Source organism: Eubacterium sp. 14-2, from assembly GCF_000403845.2.
Taxonomy (GTDB): Bacteria; Bacillota; Clostridia; order Lachnospirales; family Lachnospiraceae; genus Petralouisia.
This window is the reverse complement of record NZ_KE159567.1, coordinates 1215643-1238300: the sequence shown is the minus strand read 5'-3', so window position 1 is coordinate 1238300 and position 22658 is coordinate 1215643. Positions and strand designations below refer to the sequence as shown.

At 46.0% G+C, this 22658-nt stretch carries 21 protein-coding genes; 5 read left to right on the top strand and 16 right to left on the bottom strand.

Features of this window, described 5'->3' with window-relative positions; all coding sequences use genetic code 11:
• Positions 1–315 precede the first annotated feature (315 nt).
• From C805_RS12900 to C805_RS12890, 3 genes are all read right to left on the bottom strand, one after another.
• Positions 316–618 carry a helix-hairpin-helix domain-containing protein gene (locus C805_RS12900; protein ID WP_016214303.1) on the bottom strand — a complete coding sequence of 101 codons (303 nt, stop codon included), beginning with the start codon at positions 616–618 and terminating at the stop codon, positions 316–318.
• A 309-nt stretch (positions 619–927) separates the two neighbouring features.
• Positions 928–2877 (bottom strand): flagellin N-terminal helical domain-containing protein, encoded by a 1950-nt coding sequence (locus C805_RS26990; protein WP_016214302.1) that lies wholly within the window; start codon positions 2875–2877, stop codon positions 928–930.
• A 150-nt stretch (positions 2878–3027) separates the two neighbouring features.
• Positions 3028–3327: a carbon storage regulator gene (locus C805_RS12890; RefSeq protein WP_016214301.1), complete on the bottom strand. Its 300-nt coding sequence runs from the start codon at positions 3325–3327 to the stop codon at positions 3028–3030.
• Positions 3328–3559: 232 nt separating this feature from the next.
• Here C805_RS12890 and C805_RS12885 point away from each other — a divergent pair, with 232 nt between their 5' ends.
• The 4 genes from C805_RS12885 (at position 3560) to C805_RS12870 (ending at position 6424) form a co-directional block, all read left to right on the top strand.
• Positions 3560–4141, top strand: coding sequence for a tyrosine-type recombinase/integrase (locus C805_RS12885; protein WP_016214300.1), 582 nt, complete (start codon positions 3560–3562; stop codon positions 4139–4141).
• A gap of 202 nt (positions 4142–4343) precedes the next feature.
• On the top strand, positions 4344–4856 hold the full coding sequence (locus tag C805_RS12880; RefSeq protein ID WP_196811062.1) for a MarR family winged helix-turn-helix transcriptional regulator: 513 nt from the start codon (positions 4344–4346) through the stop codon (positions 4854–4856).
• Positions 4857–4880: 24 nt separating this feature from the next.
• Positions 4881–5312 (top strand): pyridoxamine 5'-phosphate oxidase family protein, encoded by a 432-nt coding sequence (locus tag C805_RS12875; protein WP_016214298.1) that lies wholly within the window; start codon positions 4881–4883, stop codon positions 5310–5312.
• Between the two features lie 494 nt (positions 5313–5806).
• Entirely contained in the window at positions 5807–6424 is a 618-nt protein-coding gene (locus tag C805_RS12870; protein WP_016214297.1) for a DUF3267 domain-containing protein, read from the top strand.
• 156 nt (positions 6425–6580) lie between these two features.
• Here C805_RS12870 and C805_RS0104940 read toward each other — a convergent pair whose 3' ends face one another.
• The 13 genes from C805_RS0104940 to C805_RS12815 form a co-directional block, all read right to left on the bottom strand.
• Positions 6581–6787 carry a hypothetical protein gene (locus C805_RS0104940; RefSeq protein WP_022751042.1) on the bottom strand — a complete coding sequence of 69 codons (207 nt, stop codon included), beginning with the start codon at positions 6785–6787 and terminating at the stop codon, positions 6581–6583.
• Between the two features lie 125 nt (positions 6788–6912).
• Positions 6913–7809, bottom strand: a complete 897-nt coding sequence (locus tag C805_RS0104930; protein WP_016214296.1) for a CPBP family intramembrane glutamic endopeptidase — start codon at positions 7807–7809, stop codon at positions 6913–6915.
• On the bottom strand, positions 7796–8653 hold the full coding sequence (locus C805_RS12865) for a hypothetical protein (protein WP_016214295.1): 858 nt from the start codon (positions 8651–8653) through the stop codon (positions 7796–7798). The genes C805_RS0104930 and C805_RS12865 overlap by 14 nt, the downstream gene beginning before the upstream one ends.
• A 189-nt stretch (positions 8654–8842) precedes the next feature.
• Complete coding sequence (locus tag C805_RS12860) at positions 8843–9829, bottom strand: diaminopimelate dehydrogenase (RefSeq protein WP_016214294.1); 987 nt, start codon at positions 9827–9829, stop codon at positions 8843–8845.
• Positions 9819–10490, bottom strand: coding sequence for an HAD hydrolase-like protein (locus C805_RS12855; RefSeq protein ID WP_016214293.1), 672 nt, complete (start codon positions 10488–10490; stop codon positions 9819–9821). The genes C805_RS12860 and C805_RS12855 overlap by 11 nt, the downstream gene beginning before the upstream one ends.
• Before the next feature lie 41 nt (positions 10491–10531).
• Positions 10532–12037: an AAA family ATPase gene (locus C805_RS12850; RefSeq protein WP_016214292.1), complete on the bottom strand. Its 1506-nt coding sequence runs from the start codon at positions 12035–12037 to the stop codon at positions 10532–10534.
• 21 nt (positions 12038–12058) lie between these two features.
• Positions 12059–13369 carry a vWA domain-containing protein gene (locus C805_RS12845; RefSeq protein WP_016214291.1) on the bottom strand — a complete coding sequence of 437 codons (1311 nt, stop codon included), beginning with the start codon at positions 13367–13369 and terminating at the stop codon, positions 12059–12061.
• Positions 13359–14381: a leucine-rich repeat protein gene (locus C805_RS12840; RefSeq protein ID WP_016214290.1), complete on the bottom strand. Its 1023-nt coding sequence runs from the start codon at positions 14379–14381 to the stop codon at positions 13359–13361. Before C805_RS12840 ends, C805_RS12845 begins: the two co-directional genes overlap by 11 nt.
• Positions 14382–14415: 34 nt before the next feature.
• Positions 14416–15978: an ATP-binding cassette domain-containing protein gene (locus tag C805_RS12835; protein ID WP_016214289.1), complete on the bottom strand. Its 1563-nt coding sequence runs from the start codon at positions 15976–15978 to the stop codon at positions 14416–14418.
• Positions 15979–16526: 548 nt separating this feature from the next.
• On the bottom strand, positions 16527–17423 hold the full coding sequence (folK, locus tag C805_RS12830) for a 2-amino-4-hydroxy-6-hydroxymethyldihydropteridine diphosphokinase (protein ID WP_022751039.1): 897 nt from the start codon (positions 17421–17423) through the stop codon (positions 16527–16529).
• Positions 17402–18226, bottom strand: a complete 825-nt coding sequence (gene folP, locus C805_RS12825; protein WP_016214287.1) for a dihydropteroate synthase — start codon at positions 18224–18226, stop codon at positions 17402–17404. Before folP ends, folK begins: the two co-directional genes overlap by 22 nt.
• Before the next feature lie 73 nt (positions 18227–18299).
• Complete coding sequence (gene folE / locus C805_RS12820; protein WP_016214286.1) at positions 18300–18857, bottom strand: GTP cyclohydrolase I FolE; 558 nt, start codon at positions 18855–18857, stop codon at positions 18300–18302.
• Positions 18847–20142 carry a bifunctional folylpolyglutamate synthase/dihydrofolate synthase gene (locus tag C805_RS12815; RefSeq protein ID WP_016214285.1) on the bottom strand — a complete coding sequence of 432 codons (1296 nt, stop codon included), beginning with the start codon at positions 20140–20142 and terminating at the stop codon, positions 18847–18849. The genes folE and C805_RS12815 overlap by 11 nt, the downstream gene beginning before the upstream one ends.
• 222 nt (positions 20143–20364) lie before the next feature.
• Here C805_RS12815 and C805_RS12810 point away from each other — a divergent pair, with 222 nt between their 5' ends.
• Positions 20365–22620: a sulfatase-like hydrolase/transferase gene (locus C805_RS12810; RefSeq protein ID WP_016214284.1), complete on the top strand. Its 2256-nt coding sequence runs from the start codon at positions 20365–20367 to the stop codon at positions 22618–22620.
• Positions 22621–22658: the final 38 nt, after the last annotated feature.

Here is a 22658-nt window from a genome sequence, read left to right as displayed (position 1 = left end):
TCTCATCCTCCCTGCTGTCCATTCCTGGCACTTTATCATGGTAAATCATTGCTCTGTCTGAACTAACTATACACCTTTTTTCCTCCGCTGTAAACAGTTTTTTTCTTTCTGTTTTCAGATAATATGATTATATATAAATATAAATAATTATTTTCAGATAATATAAGGAAGTGTTTTATAAAAAAGCAGTAATTGCAAACAATTCACTGCTGATATTTCCTGATTTTTCTTTTGTCTTACCGTTTAAAATCCGGAGAAAATTCAGATTTTTACGAATTGTGTGAGAATTGTGCAAGAATTGCAGACTGGCAGACATCATTTTTCCGGATATTCTTTCTCTTTCCAGTACCACCAGTTTAATTTTTCCTCTTCGTGCTGTTCATGCTCCGCAAAATATACTGCGCAGCGGTATACATACAGGGCGCACCTGTCCTCCTGAAACCCTTTTTTCAGACAGTCCTGTCCATAGAGTTCTTCCGGATCTTTTCCCTTTAAATCTTCAATACGGTGAATTCCAATATTTTCCAGATGCTGTTTCATTTTTTTCCCGATTCCCGGAATATTTTTCAGATCCCCGGTGGGAAGTCCCGCTCCTGAAGTGTTTTTCGGTGCTTTCATTTGATTTTTCTCCTTCTCTTTCCTTTTCAACATCAGTCTCTGTCAGCTCTCCTGAATACAAATTGTATGTGGGGGAAATTCCATTCGCTGACCTGACTATACCATACGGAAAATTTTTTTACAACTGAAAAAATTTATACAGTCCGCACGAGTGCGCATCCATATTTTTATCTTATAGGAAAGTCATGGACTTTAACGCTTTATAGCAGCAAGGTCTTTCCTGTAAGATGAAAAAAAGACGCCGGCTCATTCCGGCGTCTTTTATATTGCAGCATATCATACTGTCTGCTGAATAACAGGCTGCACTGCTTACTGAAGCAGGGACAGTACACCCTGTGTGGACTGATTTGCCTGTGCAAGCATGGACTGGCCTGCCTGTGCAAGAATATTGTTCTTGCTGTATTCCACCATCTCGGATGCCATATCCGTATCGCGGATTCTGGATTCTGCTGCTGTGGTATTTTCCACAACGTTATCCAGGTTGGCAATGGTGTGCTCCAGTCTGTTCTGAACTGCACCGAGAGCAGAACGCTGTGCGGATACTTTGGAAATTGCGTCTGCAATGGCGTCGATTGCATAGGTTGCGGCTGTTCCGGTTTCATCGGATACATTCAGATTCTTTACACCCAGTCCTGCTGCGTCCATGGCGTCGATATCAACGGTAATCTTATTGGTCATATCGGCGTCAGAACCTACATGGAGATTGAAGGACAGGGATTTTTTCACTTCCACAGAACCCTGTGTAATGGTGAATTTTCCATTTCCATCATTTGTTACGGCAGCTGCCTCGTCGGCTCCAATACTGGAAGCCTTCTGCAGTTCTTCTGCCATCATGGAATAAGCCTCTTTGGCGCTGATTACTTTTTCATCGCTCTTTGGCAGGGCAATGTCACCGATAACGGTATTGGTGGTTGTTCCTCCGTCTGTGCTGACACTGTCACCATCATGAATCTTTGCCAGAATCGCATCTTTTGTAAGTTTAAAGGCTTCTTCATCCACATCCGCTTCATCAACGATTGTATAGGTAATCTGATCTGTACCGCTTCCAATTACTACTGTACCTCCCACAGCCAGTCCGTTGACTGCATCGTATACATCTTTTGCGGCAATTGGAGTTTCCGCTGTGGCTGTCGTGGTAACGCCTCCAATGGTAACGCTGTCCCCTGTACTGAATGCTGCGGCTACTGTGGTAAGTCCTGCCCCTGCTTTGGCGATGGTTGCCGCTGTTTTGTCTACCACTTTTGCAGAGCTGATTTCTCCTGCTTCCAGAGCAGAAACTATGGTAAAGTTTCCCGCCTTCGTCACATCTGAATTATCAGTAGCACCCGCTTTTGTTTCAGATACGGTCACATTGGTTCCCACAACCTGCTTTCCGTCTGCCAGAGCAGATTCCACAAATTTTGCAACTACATCCACACCAACAGTTCCTGCCGCTTCATCAGGGGCACCGCTGCCGGCAGCTACTGTAAATTCCACATCTCCAACCTTTACTTTATCGCCTGCTTTCCATTTCAGGTCATCAGCCGCAATTTTATCGGTTAAAGTATAGGTATTTCCCTGATAGGTTACGCTGTCTCCTGCATTCAGGGTAGTTGTGACAAATGGAACAGCGTCAGATTTTACATACCCGTCCGTAGAAGTATTCAGTTCTCCGGCTTCTTTATGGTTTTCTGAGGTACCAATGGTATATTCCTGTCCGGCAATGGTAACCTTATCTCCGTTTTCCAGAGCTTTATCCAGCGTGAAAGTGGATGTTCCGCCGCCCAAATCAGTGAGTGTTCCCTTAAGGCCTGCGTCATGGGCTGCTACTTTCTGGGTAGTCACTGCACCGGCACGGTTGCCTTTCAGCAGATAAATCTCATTGAATTTGGTTGTCTCAGCCACACGGTCAATTTCTGTGGTCAGCTGGTTGATTTCCGCCTGAATTGCATCCCGGTCAGATTCTGAATTGGTTCCGTTGGAAGCCTGGGTAGCCAGTTCATTCATACGCTGCAGCATGGAATGTACTTCTGTCAGAGCACCTTCTGCTGTCTGCACTGCGGAAACACCGTCTTCTGCATTGGTGGATGCACGATCCAGACCACGAATCTGTTTTCTCATTTTCTCAGAAATGGTCAGACCTGCCGCATCGTCTGCTGCACGGTTAATCCGATAACCGGAAGATAATTTCTCCGAAGATTTTGCCTGAGCGCTGGTGGTAACTCCCAGCATTCTGTTCGAGTTCATGGCTGTTAAATTGTGTTGTACTACCATTGACATAATTTTTCCTCCTTGTCTTTGAATGCCGCAAATCCGTTTGCGTGCATGTGGGCTGCCTCCTGCCTTTCAGTCTGCAGGAGACAGCGGATGTTGTTGTATTCCGGCAGCGCTGCCGGCATTTTATAATAAGCAGAGGATTTCTCCGCATTATTACCTGTGTAACTCTGCTGTCCGCTCTTCCCTGCGCGCTTTCCTGCGCTCCGCCATAAGAATGGCTTTGATTTTTTCCTTTGCTTCCGGGGAAATTTCTCTGTCCCGGTAATGCTTTACCTCGTTGCCCGGATCTGCCGCCATACCGTAACGCTCCAGCGCTTCACTTCTCACAATGTTATAAGCTCTGGGGGCATCAATCAGAATCCGCAGATTGTTGGAACTGCCTCCCGCAAATACCAGCTTGATATCGTCTCCAATCAGCACATATTCCCCTGGTCTTACCGATAATTTCAGCATTTTAAACCTCCTGTTCTCTCCTGCGAAATCCAGACTTCTTTCTGAATCTGCAGGCCGCACATTTCCTCCACAATGGAAAATCCTGTTTTCCTGCACTTTACCGTGGTAAACTTTTATCACATGGAAAATCCGAAGGATTTTTCCTGCACAGAAAAGCTGAAAGACTTTTCCACATAAGAAAAAACTTTTGCAACAGTTCTTACAAAAATGTTGCAGAACGGAGGTATGAAATATGGGAACAACACAACCAATTCGCGGAAAAGATGAACTGAAAAAATTTCTGAATTACTATCAGAACTGCCAGCCCAACATCAGAAACTATTCTCTGGTCCTGTTTGGGCTGCACACCGCCCTGCGTATCAGCGACATTCTGAATCTGAACTGGGAAGACGTTTATGATTTTGACGGGACATGCTTTCGAGACCATCTGTTTCTCAGGGAACAGAAAACCGGAAAAGAAAATATCGTGGCGCTGAATAACCACCTGAAAGAAACACTGAAGCTCTATATGAAAAGCCGTAATCCGGCTCCGGAAGATTATCTTTTTACCAAAACAACCAATTACGGAAGGCCTCTGAGTCGTTCTCAGGCCTTCCGTATTATGAAAAAAGCGGCAGAAGAAACACTGCACACCTCCCATGTGAGCTGCCATTCTCTCCGCAAAACCTTTGGCTATCATGCATGGAAACAGGGGGTTCCGCCTGCTCTGTTAATGGATATTTTCAATCATTCTTCTTATGGCGTAACCAAAAAATATCTGGGAATTGAACAGGATGAGCGGGATTCCATTTTTATGAAAATTGATTTGTCATAAATTTTATCCTGAAAAATGAATCCAGGGGCTAAAGTTTTTCAGAGAAGCTCCGATATAAGAACTGTAAAGAAAAAATGCAACATTTTTGTAAGAAATGTTGCATTTTTTAGTATATCCATTTTATTAGATCTGAAACAAAATGGGCAGACTCCGCGCATATTACTTTTTGAGAATTACACAATGAAAAATTTCAGCCTGGAGATTGATCTTCCAAATTTTTTTTGATATAATTGTTCTATATAGAAATATTCTAACAGGAATTGAGGTGACAACCATAGAAACGAAAGGTGGATTTTATATTACACAGATTAAACAGCTTCAGGACAGGATTTTTGAACGGTTACTCCTTGATAACGGCATTGAAATAAGCGGCGGGCAGGGACGGATTTTATTTATTCTATGGAAAACAGATAATCTTACGATCAGTGAAATAAGTGAAAAAACCTCTCTTGCAAAAAATACCGTATCTGTTGTCATAAATGGAATGGTAAATAAGGGAATTGTTGAAAGAAATATTAACCCCCACAATCGCCGGCAAACGATTGTGTCACTCACTGAGTATGCAAAATCTTTACAGGAAAAATATGAATTGGTATCTCAGCAGATGAACGCATTATTTTATCAGGGCTTTTCAGAAGAAGAACAAAGAGAATTTGAGCGGTATCTTGCTCGAATACTTAAAACCCTGACTGAAAATCTGCATACAGACAAATAATTTTTACAGAGAGGAGCATTTCCGATGAAAACAGGAGAACATATCATTGAATTTATTAAAAAACAAAAAGTGGCATTTATTGCTTCCGTAGATGAAGATGGTTTCCCCAATATAAAAGCAATGTTTGCACCACGCAGGATTGAAGGAAACTGTTTTTATTTTTCAACCAATACATCCGCTATGCGCTCCCGGCAGTTTATGAAAAATCCAAAGGCAAGTATTTATTTTTTCAGTAAGGGACGCTTCAAATATGAGGGCATAATGCTAACTGGTACAATGGAAGTCCTGCAGGACGATAAAACGAAGCGGGAAATCTGGCGTACCGGGGATACCATGTATTATAAACAGGGCGTAACTGACCCGGATTACTGTGTATTAAAATTTACTGCAATAAAAGGCAGATATTATTGTGATTTGAAAACAGAAAGTTTTGATATTGAGGATTTAAAGTGGTAGATGCAAAGGATGCCAGATAGTGCGAAGGGGCGGCAAACAAATATAAATAAAAGGGGTTCCATTTTGGGCAAAATAAGTGCAGTTTCTTTTGACAGTCCCATTGCAGTCAAAGGTTTCTTTTCAATCACTTTCCAGTAAAACAATGCAACACCCGCTATTATAAAATAGCCGTGATAAGTAATCAACGTAGCAGTCTCTGCACCAAACACATCACCCACAAGCATGTTCTTTCCCAATGCAAAATGCAAAAGAATAACAAGTCCTTCCGCTATAAACAAACCTGCTATATAGCATACCCAAAAGGCAGGTATTTTCCTGATTATGAACAGGGATACAGGCATCTCCGTACCATTCCAAGGCGTTTTTCAACCTTGAAGCCTGTATCTTACGAAGAAAAAGAATAAGGGTTTTTGATAGATAGTAGAAATCCAGGGATTTTTATGCTATAATTCGTTACATAGTTGAATACAGATTTTACAGGAGGAAAGATTTCAATGCCACACATAAAATGGGTTGGAATAATTAATAGTGAAATAGCAGATTATCAAAAAGGAAATATGGATTGCAGCGCAAAGAAAATGGTATTACCTGCTACAATAAAAGAAATGATGATAAAAGCATTACCATTTGCGGTTCTTCCATTCATTGTAATTTTTTTATCCATTTTTCTTAAAACTTTTTTTGCAGGTGAAATGACTATATCCCCTGTATTTTTTGTTATTGGATTTATTGCGGGTTTTATCGGATTGATTGCCCACGAATGGCTGCACGCTATTGTATATCCTGCAAACGCAACTGTTTATATAGGTTTTCATCTAAAGTCTTTTGCTGCTGTTGCTCTGGTCTCTTATCCATTGAAAAAATGGAGATTTATCCTAATGTCTTTACTTCCTCTGTTATCAGGGATTGTGCCTGTTGTGATATTCTGGTTTAGCCCTGTTGCCTGGAAGCCCTGGAATGGTTTTTGGTTTGGCCTTTCAATCATGGGACTTATCAGTCCGTATCCGGATTACTTTAATGTTTATCAGGTGCTAAAACAAACTCCACCTGAATGTTACATTCAGAACCACGGTGATGAGACATACTGGATTGAAAATTTATCCAACTCCTGAAAACGTTATCGTATGGATTTCTATTATGGCTATATAAATGCAGGCTCTCCTTACTGCTCAGGCAGTCTTCAAAGGCCTGCCTGTATACTGGCTTCCAGGAAATTTCATAACACTACAAAACTGTGACACAGAGTATTTATTATCACCCCATTATTTTTATGGAGCAAACATAGCAAGCTGTATTACAAACCTTACAGGCAGTGCAGGATATTTCATCTGATTAAAATCCCCAACAAAAAACAACTCTTTGGCAGGATAATAAAATGCAAATGAGCCTGTGGATCCGCTATGACCCACCAAATCACCCTGTCCCAAAAAAGAAGTAAAAAGTTCTCCATGAAAAAACGCCTGTATAAATATCATCAAATCACTTTCCGTCTTTAAAGTGGCAGGAGTTTTCCTGATAGAACGAAAAAAGCAGCAGAGCTTTTTTATGCTCTGCCGCCTCTTTGTACTTATGCAAAAATAATTTTCCTCTGACACAACTTTTAGCTGTCTGATGCTGCCTGATCCTTTCTGTTCAGCAGCCAGATTGCCCCAATCAGAACAGTTCCCGCCAGAACAAGACCTGCTGTGGCTCCTGCAAACACGCCTTTATTCTGCTCCATCCATCCAAACAGCCTCGTCTCCACCCGAAGCACGGAGGTGAGATTTGCCCCAACATGGGCCAACAGCGCTCCGTAAAAATGACCGGATTTTTCCATAAACCAGGCCAGAAGAACGCCCAGCAGGCCTGCATAGACAAACTGCACCAGATTCATATGCAGCACACCGAACAGCAGCGCCGAAAACACCATGGCTGTTATCCTGCTGCGTTGTTCCCGTTTTGTGCCTTCTTCTGTCTTCTTTTCATTATTCAGAATCATCAGGTCACAGAGTCTTCCATACACCACGCCACGGTACAGCAGTTCTTCCAGAAAAGGCGTCAGCAGGCAGGCGCCCAGCAGCTCAAAGAAAATTCCGCCGGCAAAAAAATGCCCCGCCGCTTCCTGATAACCTTCTGAAATTTCCTCCAGTGTAGTCAGCGCCAGCACATTGTTTAACGCCATGCCCACTATCGCTCCTGCCAGGAACATCAGCAGACCGTTGATGATTTTCTGACGGTTTGTTTTCCGGGCAAATGCCATTCCCATATGTTCCCAGAACACAGTGGGTTCTTTTCTGTCCTTCTGATAATATCTGGCAATAAAAGGTATGGTTACCGCCACCGCCGCTGTCTGCAGGGCCATGTACTGTTTCTGGTAATCGGCTCCCAGAAAGGAAGCCAGCATGGCAAACAGGGACATGGCCAGATTCGTCACCACAAAATAAATAAATACGGGATAAATCACATTCCAGGATTTAAACATCGCATTGTTGCTGTAAGGATTATTATTCTGATTCATGATCTCCTTCCTTTTTCCGGTTCTGTACCGCTTTTTCGTCGGACTCTGCTTTTTCTTTCTCCAACGTCTGTACTACGCCGGTCTTTCCATGTTCTTCCGGTGTTTTTTCCTCACCAGGTTTTTTATCGTTTTCTCCCGGCGCTTTTATTTCACCGGTTTTCTTATCTTCTTTTTCCACTACCTGTTCCCCGCTGGTCTCATCCTCAATCTGAAGCTCTGTCTGCCGCACTTTGGCGTCCTGTGCAAGGGCCTGCATAATCCGCCGCACATCTGCCGGTGAAAACATGCCGATGGCTTTCACCAGTCCGTCAATATTATCCCGGTTTACCACCAGACTGCCGCCTTTTTCCAGGGGGATATTCAGACAGTTATCCGGATTGGACACATCGCCCAGACACAGCCTGTTATTCTCATAATCGCACTGGAAAATCACCCCGTTATAGATAATCTCTCCATTTCCGTCTGCCAGAGCAGAATAAGGCGCGTTCCTGTCCCCAATCAGCTTCCGGATTGCTTCTTCCCTTACTTCGTCAGATATATGTTTCAAAATATCCGGCTGTTTTTCCTGTCCATCCTTATCTTTGGCATCTTCATCCTTCCTGTTCCGGGAATCCTCACAGAAAAAGTTGCCTTTCCACATTCCGTCTGCCCCGTAGCCTCTGTACTCCACAGCAGAATGATCCATTTCATTCAGAATTTTTTCCTGTTCCATACGGGCATATTCCGCCGCCAGCTTCCCGCCGAAATTCCCCTTCTTTTCCTCCTGTATCACTCCATCTGCATATCCCTGAGCTGCCTGTGTAAAATAACCGTTTCCGGAAATTCCCTGTACTTTGCCTGACATAATTTTTCCTCCTTACCAGATATTAAAAGTGCGGTAATTGTTTTTTATTTTACAGGAAATCCGGAGGAATTTCCTGTAGAATAAAAAATGGCACTTACTTCCATCTCCCTGGAAATAAATGCCATCCGTAGCTATGATACATATCGGCAATTTCCGGAAAAAATTAACAGTCATTTGTCTGCCATCTTTTTACAGCAGATGTCTGCGCAGTTCCTCCCCGCTCTGTGGGCTCAGATAAGCCGGAGCAATATCAAATACTGTTTTGCATCCTGTCTGGCCTTCCTGGGCCAGGCGATAAGCAGCTCTGGCATAAGCCACAATCACACTGGCGGTAAATTCCGGATTGGAATCCAGTTTCAGGCTGTACTCAATCACATGGCTGTGTTCCTGTTCCCATCCGGTTTTACCGGAACGGATTACAAAACCTCCATGGGGAATTCCGCTGTGATTTTTCAGCAGTTCTTCCTCACTGATAAAATGCACTGTTGTATCGTAATCTGCAAAATAATTGGGCATGGTCTTAATGGTTTCTTCCACCTTTGCCCCGTCTGCTCCCTCTTCCAGTACCACGAAACACTCCCTGGTGTGTTTCTGCCGAGTGGTAAGTTCCGGATTGTCCCCTGCCCGTACAGATTCCAGAGCACTGTCCACCGGAATGGTGTACTGTTTCGCATTTTTCACACCCGGAATCCGGCGGATGGCATCGGAATGCCCCTGGCTGACGCCTTTTCCCCAGAAGGTATAGTCTTTTCCTTCCGGCAGAATTGCGTTGGCATACATCCGGTTTAAAGAAAACATTCCTGGATCCCAGCCCACGGAAATAATTCCCACATGGCTGTTTTCCTTTGCCGCTGCATCCACATTTGCAAAATGCTCCGGAATTTTCGCATGGGTATCAAAACTGTCCACCACATTGAAATGCCTTACATATTCCGGCGTCTGCTCCGGCAGGTCAGTGGCGCTTCCTCCGCAGAGAATCATCACGTCAATCCTGTCTTTCCATTCCTCTGCCTGAGAAATATGGCACACAGCCGCTTCTTCGGTGAGAATGGTAAGGGATTCCGGTTCTCTTCTGGTAAATACAGCCGCAAGTTCCATGTCCGGATTCTGTTTCACCGCACATTCCACACCTCTTCCAAGATTTCCATAACCTAAAATACCAATTTTAATGCTCATCTTCCGTACTCCTTTCCAGATATTCAATGACTTCCGCCAGCGTATCAAAAATTTCCTTTACCCCGGCCTTTCTCATTTCCTCAAAATCTTCTTCAAATCCATAGGAAACCCCGATGCAGTCAATGCCTGCTTCTCTGGCTCCCCTGGCGTCATACCGGCTGTCTCCAATCAGCACCACTTCTTCTTTATCTCTGATGTCAAGACGTTTCATCACATCATTGAGCACTTCTATCTTCGTACCGATATTTTCTTTCAGTCTGGCTCCCCCTATCAGGTCAAAATACTGAGCCACGCCGAGACGTTCCAGAATCCGTCGGCAGGGCACTTCCTCTTTGGAAGAAGCCACGCTGATTTTATAGCCTTTTTCCTTTAATGTCTTTAATGCTTCCTCCACACCGGGAAACAGTTCACATTCAAACAGGCCGATGGTTTCATAACGTTCCCGGAAAACCAGATCTGCCTCTCTGGCCTTTTCTTCGGAAAAATCATATTCTCTCTGAAAAGAGTCCGCCAGCAGGGGCCCGATAAAACGCCGGACTGTGGCTCTGTCCGGTTCTTCCAGCCCATATCTTTCCAGTGCGTACCGCACGCTTTTTGAAACACCTTCTTCCGTATTGACCAGAGTTCCGTCCAGGTCAAACAGAATCGTTGTCTTTTTCATAATGTCTCCTTTCTTCCTGTGCCATTTCCTGTATGGTTTCTCTATTCCAGGCGTTCCAGCAGTTTTCTGCGCTTTTCGTCAAAAAGCAGTTCCCGGTTATACTGATAATACCGTTCACAATTGCAGTCCTGCAAAAATCTGACACTGTAAAATCCCGAATTCAGCTCTGTAATAAACATCACCAGTTCCTGTCCGGTGCCAAAGGCTCCTTCCAGAAAATCAAAGGCATATTCCAACGTACTCAATGCCAGCGCCTGCTGTCGTTCATACCCCTGATTTTCCTCTTCAAACAGTTCTCCCACACGCTGAAATGCTTTCCGGGGTTCCCCGGCCCCTTCCAGTTTCAGGGTCTGCTGGAATTTTTCCATGGTCTGCATCAGTCTGCGGTACTGCTTCTCCTCCTCACGGGTGAGAAGTTCCGCCTTTTTCTTATTTGTATAATCTTTATTTAACTTCTGGCACACACTGGAAAACATCAGGCGTCCATCCGCTGAATCAGCATCTGTTTCCGTCAGCTCCCGAAATTCCAGCAGACAGGACTGAAGCATTTCCATATAATCTTCCCACTGCACCGCCTTTTTCAGTTCCTCACTGACCCTGGAAAGAATCAGCCCCAGAACACTGAGACGTTCATCAAAGGAAGCATGGGCAATTTTTTTCAGAAGGATTTCATCCAGATGTCCCTGAAAAATCTCATCCAGCTGATAATCCGTCTGATATTTATAATATAATTCCAGATAATTTGCAAAATCTTTCGCTATTTTCGGAAACTGGATGTACTGGCCCGCCACTTCCCAATCCACCGTTTTTCCCAGCTGTTCGTATACCTTTATAAAATCTGACAGATCTTCCCATCCTCTGGGGGTGGCAAAATTTTTCCCGTCCACGGCGGTCTCCATCCGATAAAAATTCTGTTTCCTGGTATTCAGATAGGAAATCACTGCTCCGTGAATTCCCTGATGATATGCATATTCCTTCCACACCTCGAAATCTGCTTCCACCTCAGTCTTTTTCACCCGGTCCATGGTCACCACGTCAAATTCCCGGACAGATTTGTTGTATTCCGGAGGATTTCCTGCCGCCACAATCATCCATCCTTCGGGAATCTTATGGGTGCCGAAGGATTTGCACTGCAGAAACTGCAGCATGGCCGGCGCCAGCGTTTCCGACACGCAGTTAATCTCATCAATAAAAAGAATTCCTTCTTTCAGTCCCGTCTGCTCCATTTTTTCATAAACAGACGCCACAATTTCGCTCATGGTGTATTCCGTCACGGCATATTCCCGCCCACCGTACTGTTTTCTGGAAATAAAAGGCAGGCCGATGGCGCTCTGTCTGGTGTGATGGGTAATGGTATAGGATACCAGTCCGATTCCGCACTCTTTTGAAATCTGTTCCATAATCTGGGTTTTTCCAACTCCGGGAGGCCCTAAAAGAAGCACCGGACGCTGGCGGATGGAAGGGATTTCGTAAGCCCCGAATTCATCCTTTTTCAGATAAGACTCTATGGTATTTCTGATTTCTTCCTTCACTCGTCTGATATTCATAATCTGATCCGTCTCTCTTTCTCATAATGTCTGCAGTTCCTCTTCCCCCAGAATCAGCTTAATGGCCCAGGGCGGTACATCCACGTCCTGGTAATCTTCCCGGAAAAATACAAAAGCCGTATCATACACGGGTTTTTTCAGGGGATAAATTCCGAATCCGTCCGTAAAATAAATCAGCCCCCGGAGCTTTCGAAAGGTTTTTTTCTCCAGAAGAGTGTTCACATAGGAAAAAGCCGGACGAAAATCGGTGCCGCCCATGCCTTTCACCTGAAACTGTTCCATATATTCTCCAAGCTGTTTCTGATTTTCGATCACCACATCTGACTGCACCCGCTCATCACACTGGATAATGTGAATGCAAAATCTGCGGTAAAAAGATTCTGACTGACTTAAAATACTGAAGGTTTCCTCCAGAAATTTCCGCACCAGCACTGCTTTGCAGGACATGGAGGTGTCAATGACAATTACAAAATCTTCGATTTTCTGTACTTCACGAGTTTCCTGAGGCTCTATTAATGGCATGTTTCCATATAATTCCATGCCATAATTGTAAAAGATATAATCAAAACTGTCCAGATCCACCTGCATTTCTTCTTTCAGAACGCAGAACTTTTTCAGAAAATCCCGGTAATCATACCGTTCCCGGTTCTCCACCCGAAGCTGTTCCTGCAGTCCCCTGGAATCCTCTGCCGCTTCTTTGGAGAAGGTTTCCAGTTCCGTCTCCATTTTATCCCGGATATCCTGCCACCGGTTCTGCTGCTCCATGGGAGATTTGGCCCCGGAACTGTCCCGCTGCCAGAGCATATGGTCGTCCACTGCAAATTCCTGTATCAGTCTGGCTGTCACCCGGATGTCAGGCTCTGCTTTCTGCAGCAGGTGAAACACACCCTCTCCGTGAATAACAGGTATTTTTTTCAGAAGCCCGTCATACACCGCCCGGCGGTAAGGTCTGGGGGGATTGCGCAGACAGCGCAGAGGCAGACTGTCCAGAACATATTCTGCCGCAATGTCACAGGCCAGATTCCAGTACATCAGTTCTTCCTCCTGTCTCTGTTTCCAGACATGGCCCAACAGACAGTGAAGAATGCTGTGCAGATAACAGCGGTTGACTAAAACGTTCCCGATTTTATACTGTTCTGTGAGAAACTTCGGGTTGTAACGGTAGACCAGACCATCGGTGGCCGCAGTGGTCAGGGACATGGACGGTTCCGGACTCAGGCTGTGAAGGGCCACATCCAGAAAACGCAGGTTCAGGTACAGCTCACTTCTGCAGTCCCGGAGAATTTCATTGCAGATATCCACTTTTTCCAGTAACGCTTCCTCAAACATCATGACAACCTTTCCCGAACAAGTCGAACCGCTTCCGCTTCCCCGGAAACCGCCGGTGGCAGATATCCATCAGGACACTTAAGAGTTCGGTGTTTTTCCGGTCTCCGGCCGCCTGTATCATCTGTTCCAGTTCTTCCCTGGTCTCTGCAAACGATTCTGCCATCCATTTCAATGCTTCCCGCTGCTCCTGTTCCAGAAAATACGCCGCACCTTCCCGGATGTGCTGTCTCAGCCAGAAGCTGTACTCTTTTTCGGCAGTTTCCGATAATTCCCAGGGGCAGGACAGCCTTGCCGCAGACATTTTTATATTATCTGTTAAATCCATATTATATTTCCCGGTTTCAAACAGTTTATCATACTCTGAAAAAATAATTCTGGTGTTCTGAAAGGTATTCCGGTACTGGATGCCCATGCCGTGGGTCTGGGTGGAAATAATTCTGGCCGGCGTATTTTCCACGGCTTCTTCAAAAAATTCCGGATAAACCAGACAACATCCTGCTTTTTCCCGTTCAGAGCTTCTTTCCGGCTCATCCTGCCGGTTCCTGCTGCCGGAAGAAAGTCCCTCTGCCAGAGGCCCGTCCCAGTAACATTCCACCACCACAGACTGTTTCAGATCCTGCAGGATTTCCCGGAGACAGGAAGGCCCCGTTTGCTGCCGGCACACAAGATGGGCCAGCTTTCCGCATCCGGTGAACCCGCCGGCTCCCATATAACTGATATTGCTGTAAAAAGACAGCTTCCGAAACCCGATACAGTTATAAAACACATATCTGCCCAGCCGTCGGATGGTCCTGGGCAGATACAGTTCTTCCAGCGCCTCTCCGCAGATACAGGGCAGGCCGCCGGAATGTTCCGGTTCCCCGTCCATCTCTTCTGCAAAGGCATAATCCGCCAGTTCCGTCACTGCAAGGCCCTCCAGCTCCTCTGGTATTACCACCCTGCCGCTGGCGCCGTAACATCTCAGAATACGGATTCCCTTATCAACTTTTTCAAAGGCAAAGCTCTGTTCTTCCATCCGCTTCCTCTCTTTCTTCTTTGCCGGAGTGTTTTCAGGCAGGCTCTAATCCCTGCTCTGTCAGCCGGCAAATCCTGCTGCAGACCTGGGCCATATAATTCCTGTCATGGGACACGCTGATAATGGCGCCTCCAAAATTTTTAAGAAGTTCCCGGATCACCGGGCCTGAAAGAGGCGAGAAATTCCGGGTGGGTTCATCCAGAATCAGCACGTCATTTCCCTCCATGCTCATTTTCAGAAACAGCAGCTTTGCTTTCTGTCCCCCGGACAACTCCGAAATACTGTGTTCCATTTCGTCGGCTGTATACTTCATGCTGCCCAGATATGTGCAGATTCTGCTGTATTCTTCCTTATCATAAGATTTCTGCAGAAATTCCACCGGGGTTTTTTCCAGTTCCAGCAGTTCTTCATAATTCTGGGGCATATATGCCGCATGAATATCTGTTCTGGCCAGCAGCTCCTCTGCAATCCGGGAAAGCAATGTGGTCTTTCCCGTTCCGTTTTTGCCCACAATGCAGATTTTTTCCGGACCCTGTACCCTGAGATGAATGTTCTGCGCCAGTTTCTTTCCCATTTCAGGCTGCCCCGGCGTCCCGGTTTCTCCCGCATATAACGCATCAATGGTTAAATCAAGAATTATTTTTCCATTTGGCATCCGGATATCCTCGGAAAATCTGGCAAAGATGGAATCTTCTGTGTCCGGTATCTCCGTCCGGTTTTCCTGCTGCTTTTCCAGTCTCCGGCCCATGGCTTTTACGCTGTGCATTTTCTTTTTCAGCAGCTGGCCCCCGTGGGGATTCTGTCTGGTTATCATGTTCTGCTGATATTCTACCTTCTGCTGGATTTTCCGATATTTTTCCATCTGCTTTTCATGCTCGCTGCGCTCCTTGCGGGCAAGCTGTTCCTGCCGCTGCAGACCATTCAGCCTCTCCCTTACATACTGCTCATACCCCATTTTCACTATGGTATGTCTGGCCTGGGTTTTTCGTTTCACCTGCTCCATATGAATAATTACATTGGCTGTCCGCCGGATAAAAGTCTCATCATGGGACACATAGAGCACCGGCAGGTCACTCTGGCTGATAAACTGTTCCAGCCATTCCAGCGTGTCCAGATCCAGGTCGTTAGAGGGCTCATCCAACAGCAGGATATCCGGCTGACTCAGCAGAATTCCCGCCATCTGCATTTTTACCTTTTCCCCGCCGGACAATGTGGCGATTTCCTGGTCTTCAAAAAAGAAACTTTTGGAAAGTCCCAGTTCCCTGGCCAGAGTTCCCAGTTCCCTGGGGGTTTTTTCAAAAAATTCAGGAATATGATAGAAATACTCATCCACCCTTCCCCGCTTCTGCTCCGGAGACAATTCCTGAGCCAGATAGCCCAGGCGATGGTTATTGCGGATAATTTCTCCGGTGTACTCCACATAAGGTTCCACCAGCACTTCCTGATAAATCAGCTTCAGCAATGTGGATTTTCCGTTTCCTTCTTCTCCAATCATTACTGCCTTGTCGCCCGGATGCAATACAAAGGAAAAATCCTTTACGATTTCCCGTAAATCTTTTCTGTGGGTAATAGTTATATTTTTCAGCTGTAACATCATGATACCTCCTCCTGTACTGCTTTCAGAGACGGAATTCAGGGAATTCCCATGTTCTGAAATACGTCAAAATCTGCTTTCACCTGAAGGCAAAGATTGCCGCCGAAAGCAGATTTCTCCCGGACATGATTCCGGTATCACATCATAAATTTTCCATATTGCTCTGCAGACAGACAGTAATCCGTCTGTGCAGACAAAATCCGGAATATCATGTACAAAATCCATTTCAGCAAACAATCAGAAAAAGAATTTCCCCTGCAGAATTCTGTGCAGCAAATACGCCGCCTGGCAGCATATTTTCTTCAGGCAAATCTTTCCATACATTTTCTGTTGATACAAAATGGATTATCTGAACATGTTATTCCTCGCTTTTCTTAATTTATTCTTTCATTCTGGCAGGCCCTGTAAAATCAGCATCCGGCCCCACAGGATGACGTTTCCGCTCCTATTATAGCAAATGAGCCCTGGTGTGTAAAGCCCGTTTCTTCCTGTTATATGATCGTTACCATAAGAATTCCGCTTTTTCCTGCGGCAATGGCCATCTGTAAGGCTTACAGTTCCTCCAGAAGCCGGGCCGCTGTCTTTCCCAGAAGAGGATGCCGAATCCAGGGCGCCAGCTCTGTCAGCGGCTTCAGTACAAACTCCCGGTTCTGCATATCCGGATGGGGGATGGTCAGCTCCGGCGTGTCAATGACACAGTCGTCATAAAAAATAATATCCAGATCCAGTGTTCTGGGGCCCCAGTGCACCAGCCGTTCCCGGCCCGCCGCCTGTTCAATTCTGTGAAGCTGTTCTAACAGTTCCCAGGGAGTCAGCAGCGTCCGCAGTTTTACCATTCCATTCAGAAAATCCGGCTGCTCTGTCATTCCATAAGGCCTGGTGGCCAGAATTTCTGATACCTGCTCCACCACACAGTCCTCCAGATTCCTCAGGCTCTCGATTCCCTGTTCCAGATATTCTTCCCTGTTCCCCAGATTGGAGCCCAGAGCCACAAACACATGATGCCAGCCCCGCTGGATTTCCACAGACACGGCTTCCAGGGGAAGGCCGATGGGCGCCCAGGGTTTTTCGATTTCCAGCCTGATTTTTTCCATGGCGGGAAAAGTAAGCAGCAGGGCCCGTGCCATCTGCTCCGCCGCGGTCTCTATAAGCTGAAAGGTATGTTCCACCATAAAAGACGTCATAAAACGTGAAACTTCTCCATAGTGGATGGTTTTTGTTAAATCATCCTTTAATCCCGCTTTCCTGGTATGGGTATAGAGAACCGCATTAATCCGGAACTTCTGCCCCAGCCTGTTTTCCTCCGGCAGCACTCCGTGTTTTCCAAACACTTCCAGGTTCCTGATGTGTATTCTGTCCAGATTTCTGTTTCTTTCCATATCTGCTGTCCCTTCTGTCTTTCCTGCACCTGTTTCCTCCCAGGCTTTCACTTTTCCACCTGCTTCCATCCTTCCCGGATGGCTTCTGCCATCTGAATGGCCCGTTTGTTTTCCCGGATATCATGAACCCGCACAAAAGCACAGCCGCTCATCACCGCCTGCAGGGTAGTGGCCAGGGTGCCCTCCATCCGCTCCGTCACGGGGAGATTTAAGGTCAGGCCGATGACAGACTTTCTGGAGGCTCCCAGCAGTATGGGGAAACCCAGACTTTTCAGTTCATTCAATTTGCAGATTACCTCCAGATTGTGCTCGTATGTCTTCCCGAAGCCAACCCCTGGGTCCAGTATTATTTTCTCATCTGAAATTCCTCCTGCCCTGGCAAGGGCCAGTGTTTCCTGCAGATCAGATTTCAGTTCTTCCATAAGATTCCGGTAAAGGCTTTCCTTCCGGTTGTGCATCAGACAGCAGGCAGCCCCGGAGGTTCCAATCAGTTTTGCCAGTCCCCTGTCATATTTCAGTCCCCAGATATCATTAATCATATCTGCTCCGGCTTCCAGCGCAGCTCTGGCCACCTCTGTTTTGTAAGTATCAGCAGAAACAGGAATGTCAAACCGCTCTTTTATTTTTTCAATCACGGGAGCTGTCCGCTCCATTTCCTCTTCCGCTGAAATTTGCTGATAGCCCGGTCTTGTGGATTCTCCGCCCACATCAATAATATCTGCCCCTTCTGCTGTCATCTGCTCCACATGGGCAAGGGCCTGGTCAATGGTGTTAAACCGGCCCCCGTCTGAAAAGGAATCCGGCGTCACATTCAAAATCCCCATCACATAGGTATGTTTCTCTGTCTCAAAAATTCTGTTTCCTATCTTCATGCTGTCTCCTCTTTCTGCTGTCTTCGGTTTCCGCTGTCCTCTGCCTTCTGTTTCCCTGTGCTTTTCCTTCTGCCTATCGGCCCATCATGCGCCAGAATTCCTCCTGCAGCCTTTCCTCCTGCTCAAAGACGCCTCTGGTCACCAGTGTTACCGTCTGAGTGCCAGGTTTTTTCACGCCCCGCATGGTCATGCACATGTGCTCCGCCTCCACCATTACCATTACGCCTTTTGGCCTGAGATATTTCATCAGAGCGTCTGCAATCTGAACCGTAAGCTGTTCCTGGAGCTGGGGACGCCTTGCATATACCTCCACCGTTCTGGCCAGTTTGCTCAGTCCCACCACTTTTCCATCGGGAAGATAGGCTATGTGAGCCTTTCCGTAAAAAGGCAGCAGATGGTGTTCACAGGTGGAGTAAAACACAATATCCTTTTCCAGTACCATACCGCTGTCCTTCACCGAAAAGGTTCTGGTAAGATACGTCTCCGGCGTCTGGTCGATACCTGCAAAAATCTCCTCATACATTCTGGCAATCCGGCCGGGGGTTTCTTTCAGTCCCTCCCGGCTGACGTCCTCTCCCATTCCTTCCAGCAGAAGGGTCACAGCCTGTTCTATTTTCCCTTTATCTATCATGGCACATGTTCTCCTTAATCTCTCTCAGATACGACAAAGAGCCAAAAGCAAGTATCACGGCATTTTCCTGCTCTGCCAGAGCCAGCGCAGCGGACACTGCTTCTGAAACCTTCCGGCAGCAGGTCACATCTTCGTGACAGCGGCGGGCCTCCTCTGCCAGAACCTGTCCGTCCAGCCCTCTGGGATGATCCGGCGTAACGGTAAATACCTTAAAGGCCAGGGGCAGCAGGAGCTTTAACATTTTCTCATGCTCTTTGTCTGCAAGTACCCCTATTATATAGATTATTTTTCCATTTGTAAAACCCATTTTCAAAGTTTCCCGCAATTTTTTTGCCGCGTCCTCATTATGAGCCCCGTCCAGCAGAAACAACGGCTTCTGACACACCGCAGAAAACCGTCCTTCCCAACGGGCCTGTCCCAGCCCCTTCACCAGGGCTTCCTCTGGAATCTCCCACCCTGCCTCTCTCAGTACCTTTACGGTTTCCAGTACGCAGACTGCATTTTCCACCTGATACCCTCCTGTCATAGACAGGCGGATTTCTCCCGCTTCCTCACAGAAAAAGCGCAGCTGTCCCTGTTCTCTGCGCACCTGGCGGGCCCATTTTGGTTCTGCATAAGAAAGAACCGCCTGCTGCCTTTCACACACTTCCTCCAGTATCTGCCTGACCTGCGCCTGTGGGGGCATAAGGGCCACTGCTGTTCCTCCTTCTTTGACAATTCCGGCTTTTTTGCGGGCAATTTCCTCCAGACTGTTTCCCAGAAATTTCATATGGTCCATGCTGATGGAGGTGAGAACGCTCACCAGAGGTTTCCTTATTATATTGGTGGCGTCTTCCTCTCCGCCCATGCCTGTTTCCAGTACCACCACCTGACAGCGTTTCCGGTAAAAATACAGAAAAGCTGCTGCTGTTTCAATTTCAAAAACCGTAGGCATCCGACCGCCTTTTGCTTTTACCCGGTCACAGCCTTCTTTCACGCGGTTTACCACCTCCGTAAACTCCGCAGGAGAAATCCATGCCCCATTCACCTGATACTGCTCTCTTCTGTGGAACACCGCCGGAGATGTATACATGCCAGTCCGGTATCCGGCTTCCTGCAGCACAGAAGAAAGCATGGCGCATACGGAACCTTTTCCATTGGTTCCCGCCACATGAATCGTATTCAGCCTGTCCTGCACATCCCCCAGTTCCTTCATCAGGGCTTCCATGGCATCCAGGCCGGGAATGATACCGCCTGTTCTTCCTGTCTCTTCCAGAAATTCCTGTACTTCCTTTTCATTTAACATATTTCTGTCCTCTCTGCCAGTATAATAATATACCTTCGGAAATATCACCAAATTTATAAAGAAATTCTTAATATTTATTATAGTATGTATAAAATTTGATTTTATCAGTTGACTTTTCTTAAAAAGTGAGCTAATCTTTGCTATGGAAATTCTAATATTCATATTTTGTTCACAATTAGTTCACATATTGAATTTTCAGCATAATTTAAGGATGGTGACCAGATGTTTAATACTGCAAAAAACACTTTACAGAAAGTTACAGCAAAATACAAGGCTTTTCGCGAAAAAAGAAATGCCCGTCCCCGAAAGCATCTCCTGAAGCCGGAGCAGAAAGAGACCATGATACATATTCTGAACCGATATTCTCTGGTATTTCATTATCTGTTGTCATGCGGCATCTGCTTTTTTATAGAAGTGATTTCCAGACATTCCTTTATCGGGGCTTTTCAGTTCATGTTCGACCGGAGCCTGGTATTTTTATATAATTCCATGATTGTATTTACCTCTCTGCATCTGGTGTACTTCTTCCGCAGACGGGCCCTGATGCGCACCATTATCTGTGTGGCATGGCTGTTTCTGGGAACCATCAACGGATGTATCCTGGCCAAAAGAGTTACACCCTTTACCTATACAGATGTAAAACTGATTAACGACCTGTTTACCATGCAGAGCAATTATTTCAGCAACAAAGAGGCCCTTGCCGTAATTCTTCTGGTTGCCGCTGTACTGACAGGAATCATAATTTTATGGAAAAAAGGCCCCGTATATCAGGGAAAACAAAATCGTTTTGCCAGCATCGGCGCCATCGGAATTTTTGCATTTTTTATTCCCATGGTAACACAGGCGGCGGTAAGCAACAATATACTGGCAGATTACTTTGAAAATATTGCCCAGGGCTATGAGGATTACGGATTTGTATACAGCTTTTCCGCCAGCGTGGTGGACCAGGGCATGACCGCCCCCAGAGATTATTCTCAGGAAACGGTGGACGCAGCCCTTTCCAAAGTGGAAGACAAACCTTCCGCCGGGGAAGATCTTCCCAACATTATCTGCGTATTGCTGGAATCCTTTACAGACCCAAAAGAAGTAAACTTTTTGAATTTCTCTGAAAACCCGGTGCCCAATTTTGACAACCTGTACAACAACTACTCTTCCGGTTATCTGACGGTTCCGGTGGTAGGTGCAGGCACCGCCAACACGGAATTTGAAATTCTGACGGGTATGGGTATGCAGTATTTCGGACTGGGGGAGTATCCTTACAAAACCATCCTGAAATCCACCTCCTGTGAAAGTGTTGCCTCCGACCTGAAAAATCTGGGTTATGGCTCCCATGTGGTACATAACAACGGCGGTAACTTCTACAGCCGGAGAAATGCTTTTACTCAGATGGGATTTGACAGCTTCATCAGCAAGGAAATGATGAACATCCAGGAATATACGCCTCTGGGCACATGGCCCACCGACGATATTCTCATCGGAGAGGTGGAAAAGGCGCTGGATTCCACAGAACAGCAGGATTTTATATATACTATTACCGTTCAGGGCCACGGTGCATATCCCACGGAAAAAATAATTGAAAATCCGGAAATTACCGTAACCGGAGGGGAAACAGAGGCCAGAAACAACGAATGGGAATACTATGTAAATCAGCTTCATGAAGTAGATAAATTTATTGCAAACCTCACTGACATGCTTTCCAGACGGGATGAAAAAACACTGGTGGTATTTTTCGGAGACCACCTTCCCACCATGGGCCTGACTGATGAGGACATGAAAAGCGGAAGTATTTTCAAAACCAAATACGCCACCTGGAACAATTTCGGTATGGAAAAAGTAAATCAGGATTTGACTTCTTATCAGCTGCTTGCTTCTGCCATGGATCAGGCAGGCATACATGAAGGAACCATGTTCTCTTTCCATCAGAACAGCGGTTATCAGGTTACAGAGGACTCCTCCAGAGACATGGAACTTCTCCAGTACGACATCCTGTACGGAAAACGCTACGCATACCATGGCGAGGATTTATATCCCGCTTCTGAAATGCAGATGGGCGTACAGAACGTAACTGCGGAAAGGCTGGAAGAACGGGAAGACGGTATGCACATATTCGGCAGCAACTTTACTCCCTGGAGCAAGGTATTTATCAATGGCACCAAAGTCTCCACTTCCTTTGTCAGCGATACGGAACTGATTATTTCCATGAGCAATTTTGAAGAAGGCCCCAATACCATTATTGTCAACCAGATGGGTTCTTCAGACACCGTATTCCGAAGCTCCAATGAAATCTCCTGGCTGAAGCCTCTGACAGAACAGCCGGAAGGCACAGAAGAAATTCCGGTGGACGACACGGTGGAAAATACACCCAGCAGCATTGACAAGGCTGTAAACGGAAACCGTACCGATGAAACAGATAATGCAAAAGACAGCGAAGCTGTAGATAATGAAAATGAGAATCTGGAAATTCCAGTAACACAATAAAAAGAATCCGGCTCTGCCGGATTCTTTTTATTGTGCAC

What these genes read in the sequence shown, in the direction of transcription:
- C805_RS12835 (WP_016214289.1), bottom strand. Translation starts at nt 15,978, where the DNA reads ATGATGTTACAGCTGAAAAATATAACTATTACCCACAGAAAAGATTTA.
- C805_RS12875 (WP_016214298.1), top strand. Translation starts at nt 4,881, where the DNA reads ATGAAAACAGGAGAACATATCATTGAATTTATTAAAAAACAAAAAGTG.
- folK (WP_022751039.1), bottom strand. Translation starts at nt 17,423, where the DNA reads ATGGAAGCAGGTGGAAAAGTGAAAGCCTGGGAGGAAACAGGTGCAGGA.
- C805_RS0104930 (WP_016214296.1), bottom strand. Translation starts at nt 7,809, where the DNA reads ATGAATCAGAATAATAATCCTTACAGCAACAATGCGATGTTTAAATCC.
- C805_RS12900 (WP_016214303.1), bottom strand. Translation starts at nt 618, where the DNA reads ATGAAAGCACCGAAAAACACTTCAGGAGCGGGACTTCCCACCGGGGAT.
- C805_RS12810 (WP_016214284.1), top strand. Translation starts at nt 20,365, where the DNA reads ATGTTTAATACTGCAAAAAACACTTTACAGAAAGTTACAGCAAAATAC.
- folE (WP_016214286.1), bottom strand. Translation starts at nt 18,857, where the DNA reads ATGATAGATAAAGGGAAAATAGAACAGGCTGTGACCCTTCTGCTGGAA.
- C805_RS12860 (WP_016214294.1), bottom strand. Translation starts at nt 9,829, where the DNA reads ATGAGCATTAAAATTGGTATTTTAGGTTATGGAAATCTTGGAAGAGGT.
- C805_RS0104940 (WP_022751042.1), bottom strand. Translation starts at nt 6,787, where the DNA reads ATGATATTTATACAGGCGTTTTTTCATGGAGAACTTTTTACTTCTTTT.
- C805_RS26990 (WP_016214302.1), bottom strand. Translation starts at nt 2,877, where the DNA reads ATGTCAATGGTAGTACAACACAATTTAACAGCCATGAACTCGAACAGA.
- C805_RS12840 (WP_016214290.1), bottom strand. Translation starts at nt 14,381, where the DNA reads ATGGAAGAACAGAGCTTTGCCTTTGAAAAAGTTGATAAGGGAATCCGT.
- C805_RS12850 (WP_016214292.1), bottom strand. Translation starts at nt 12,037, where the DNA reads ATGAATATCAGACGAGTGAAGGAAGAAATCAGAAATACCATAGAGTCT.
- C805_RS12870 (WP_016214297.1), top strand. Translation starts at nt 5,807, where the DNA reads ATGCCACACATAAAATGGGTTGGAATAATTAATAGTGAAATAGCAGAT.
- C805_RS12890 (WP_016214301.1), bottom strand. Translation starts at nt 3,327, where the DNA reads ATGCTGAAATTATCGGTAAGACCAGGGGAATATGTGCTGATTGGAGAC.
- C805_RS12845 (WP_016214291.1), bottom strand. Translation starts at nt 13,369, where the DNA reads ATGATGTTTGAGGAAGCGTTACTGGAAAAAGTGGATATCTGCAATGAA.
- C805_RS12865 (WP_016214295.1), bottom strand. Translation starts at nt 8,653, where the DNA reads ATGTCAGGCAAAGTACAGGGAATTTCCGGAAACGGTTATTTTACACAG.
- C805_RS12885 (WP_016214300.1), top strand. Translation starts at nt 3,560, where the DNA reads ATGGGAACAACACAACCAATTCGCGGAAAAGATGAACTGAAAAAATTT.
- folP (WP_016214287.1), bottom strand. Translation starts at nt 18,226, where the DNA reads ATGAAGATAGGAAACAGAATTTTTGAGACAGAGAAACATACCTATGTG.
- C805_RS12855 (WP_016214293.1), bottom strand. Translation starts at nt 10,490, where the DNA reads ATGAAAAAGACAACGATTCTGTTTGACCTGGACGGAACTCTGGTCAAT.
- C805_RS12815 (WP_016214285.1), bottom strand. Translation starts at nt 20,142, where the DNA reads ATGTTAAATGAAAAGGAAGTACAGGAATTTCTGGAAGAGACAGGAAGA.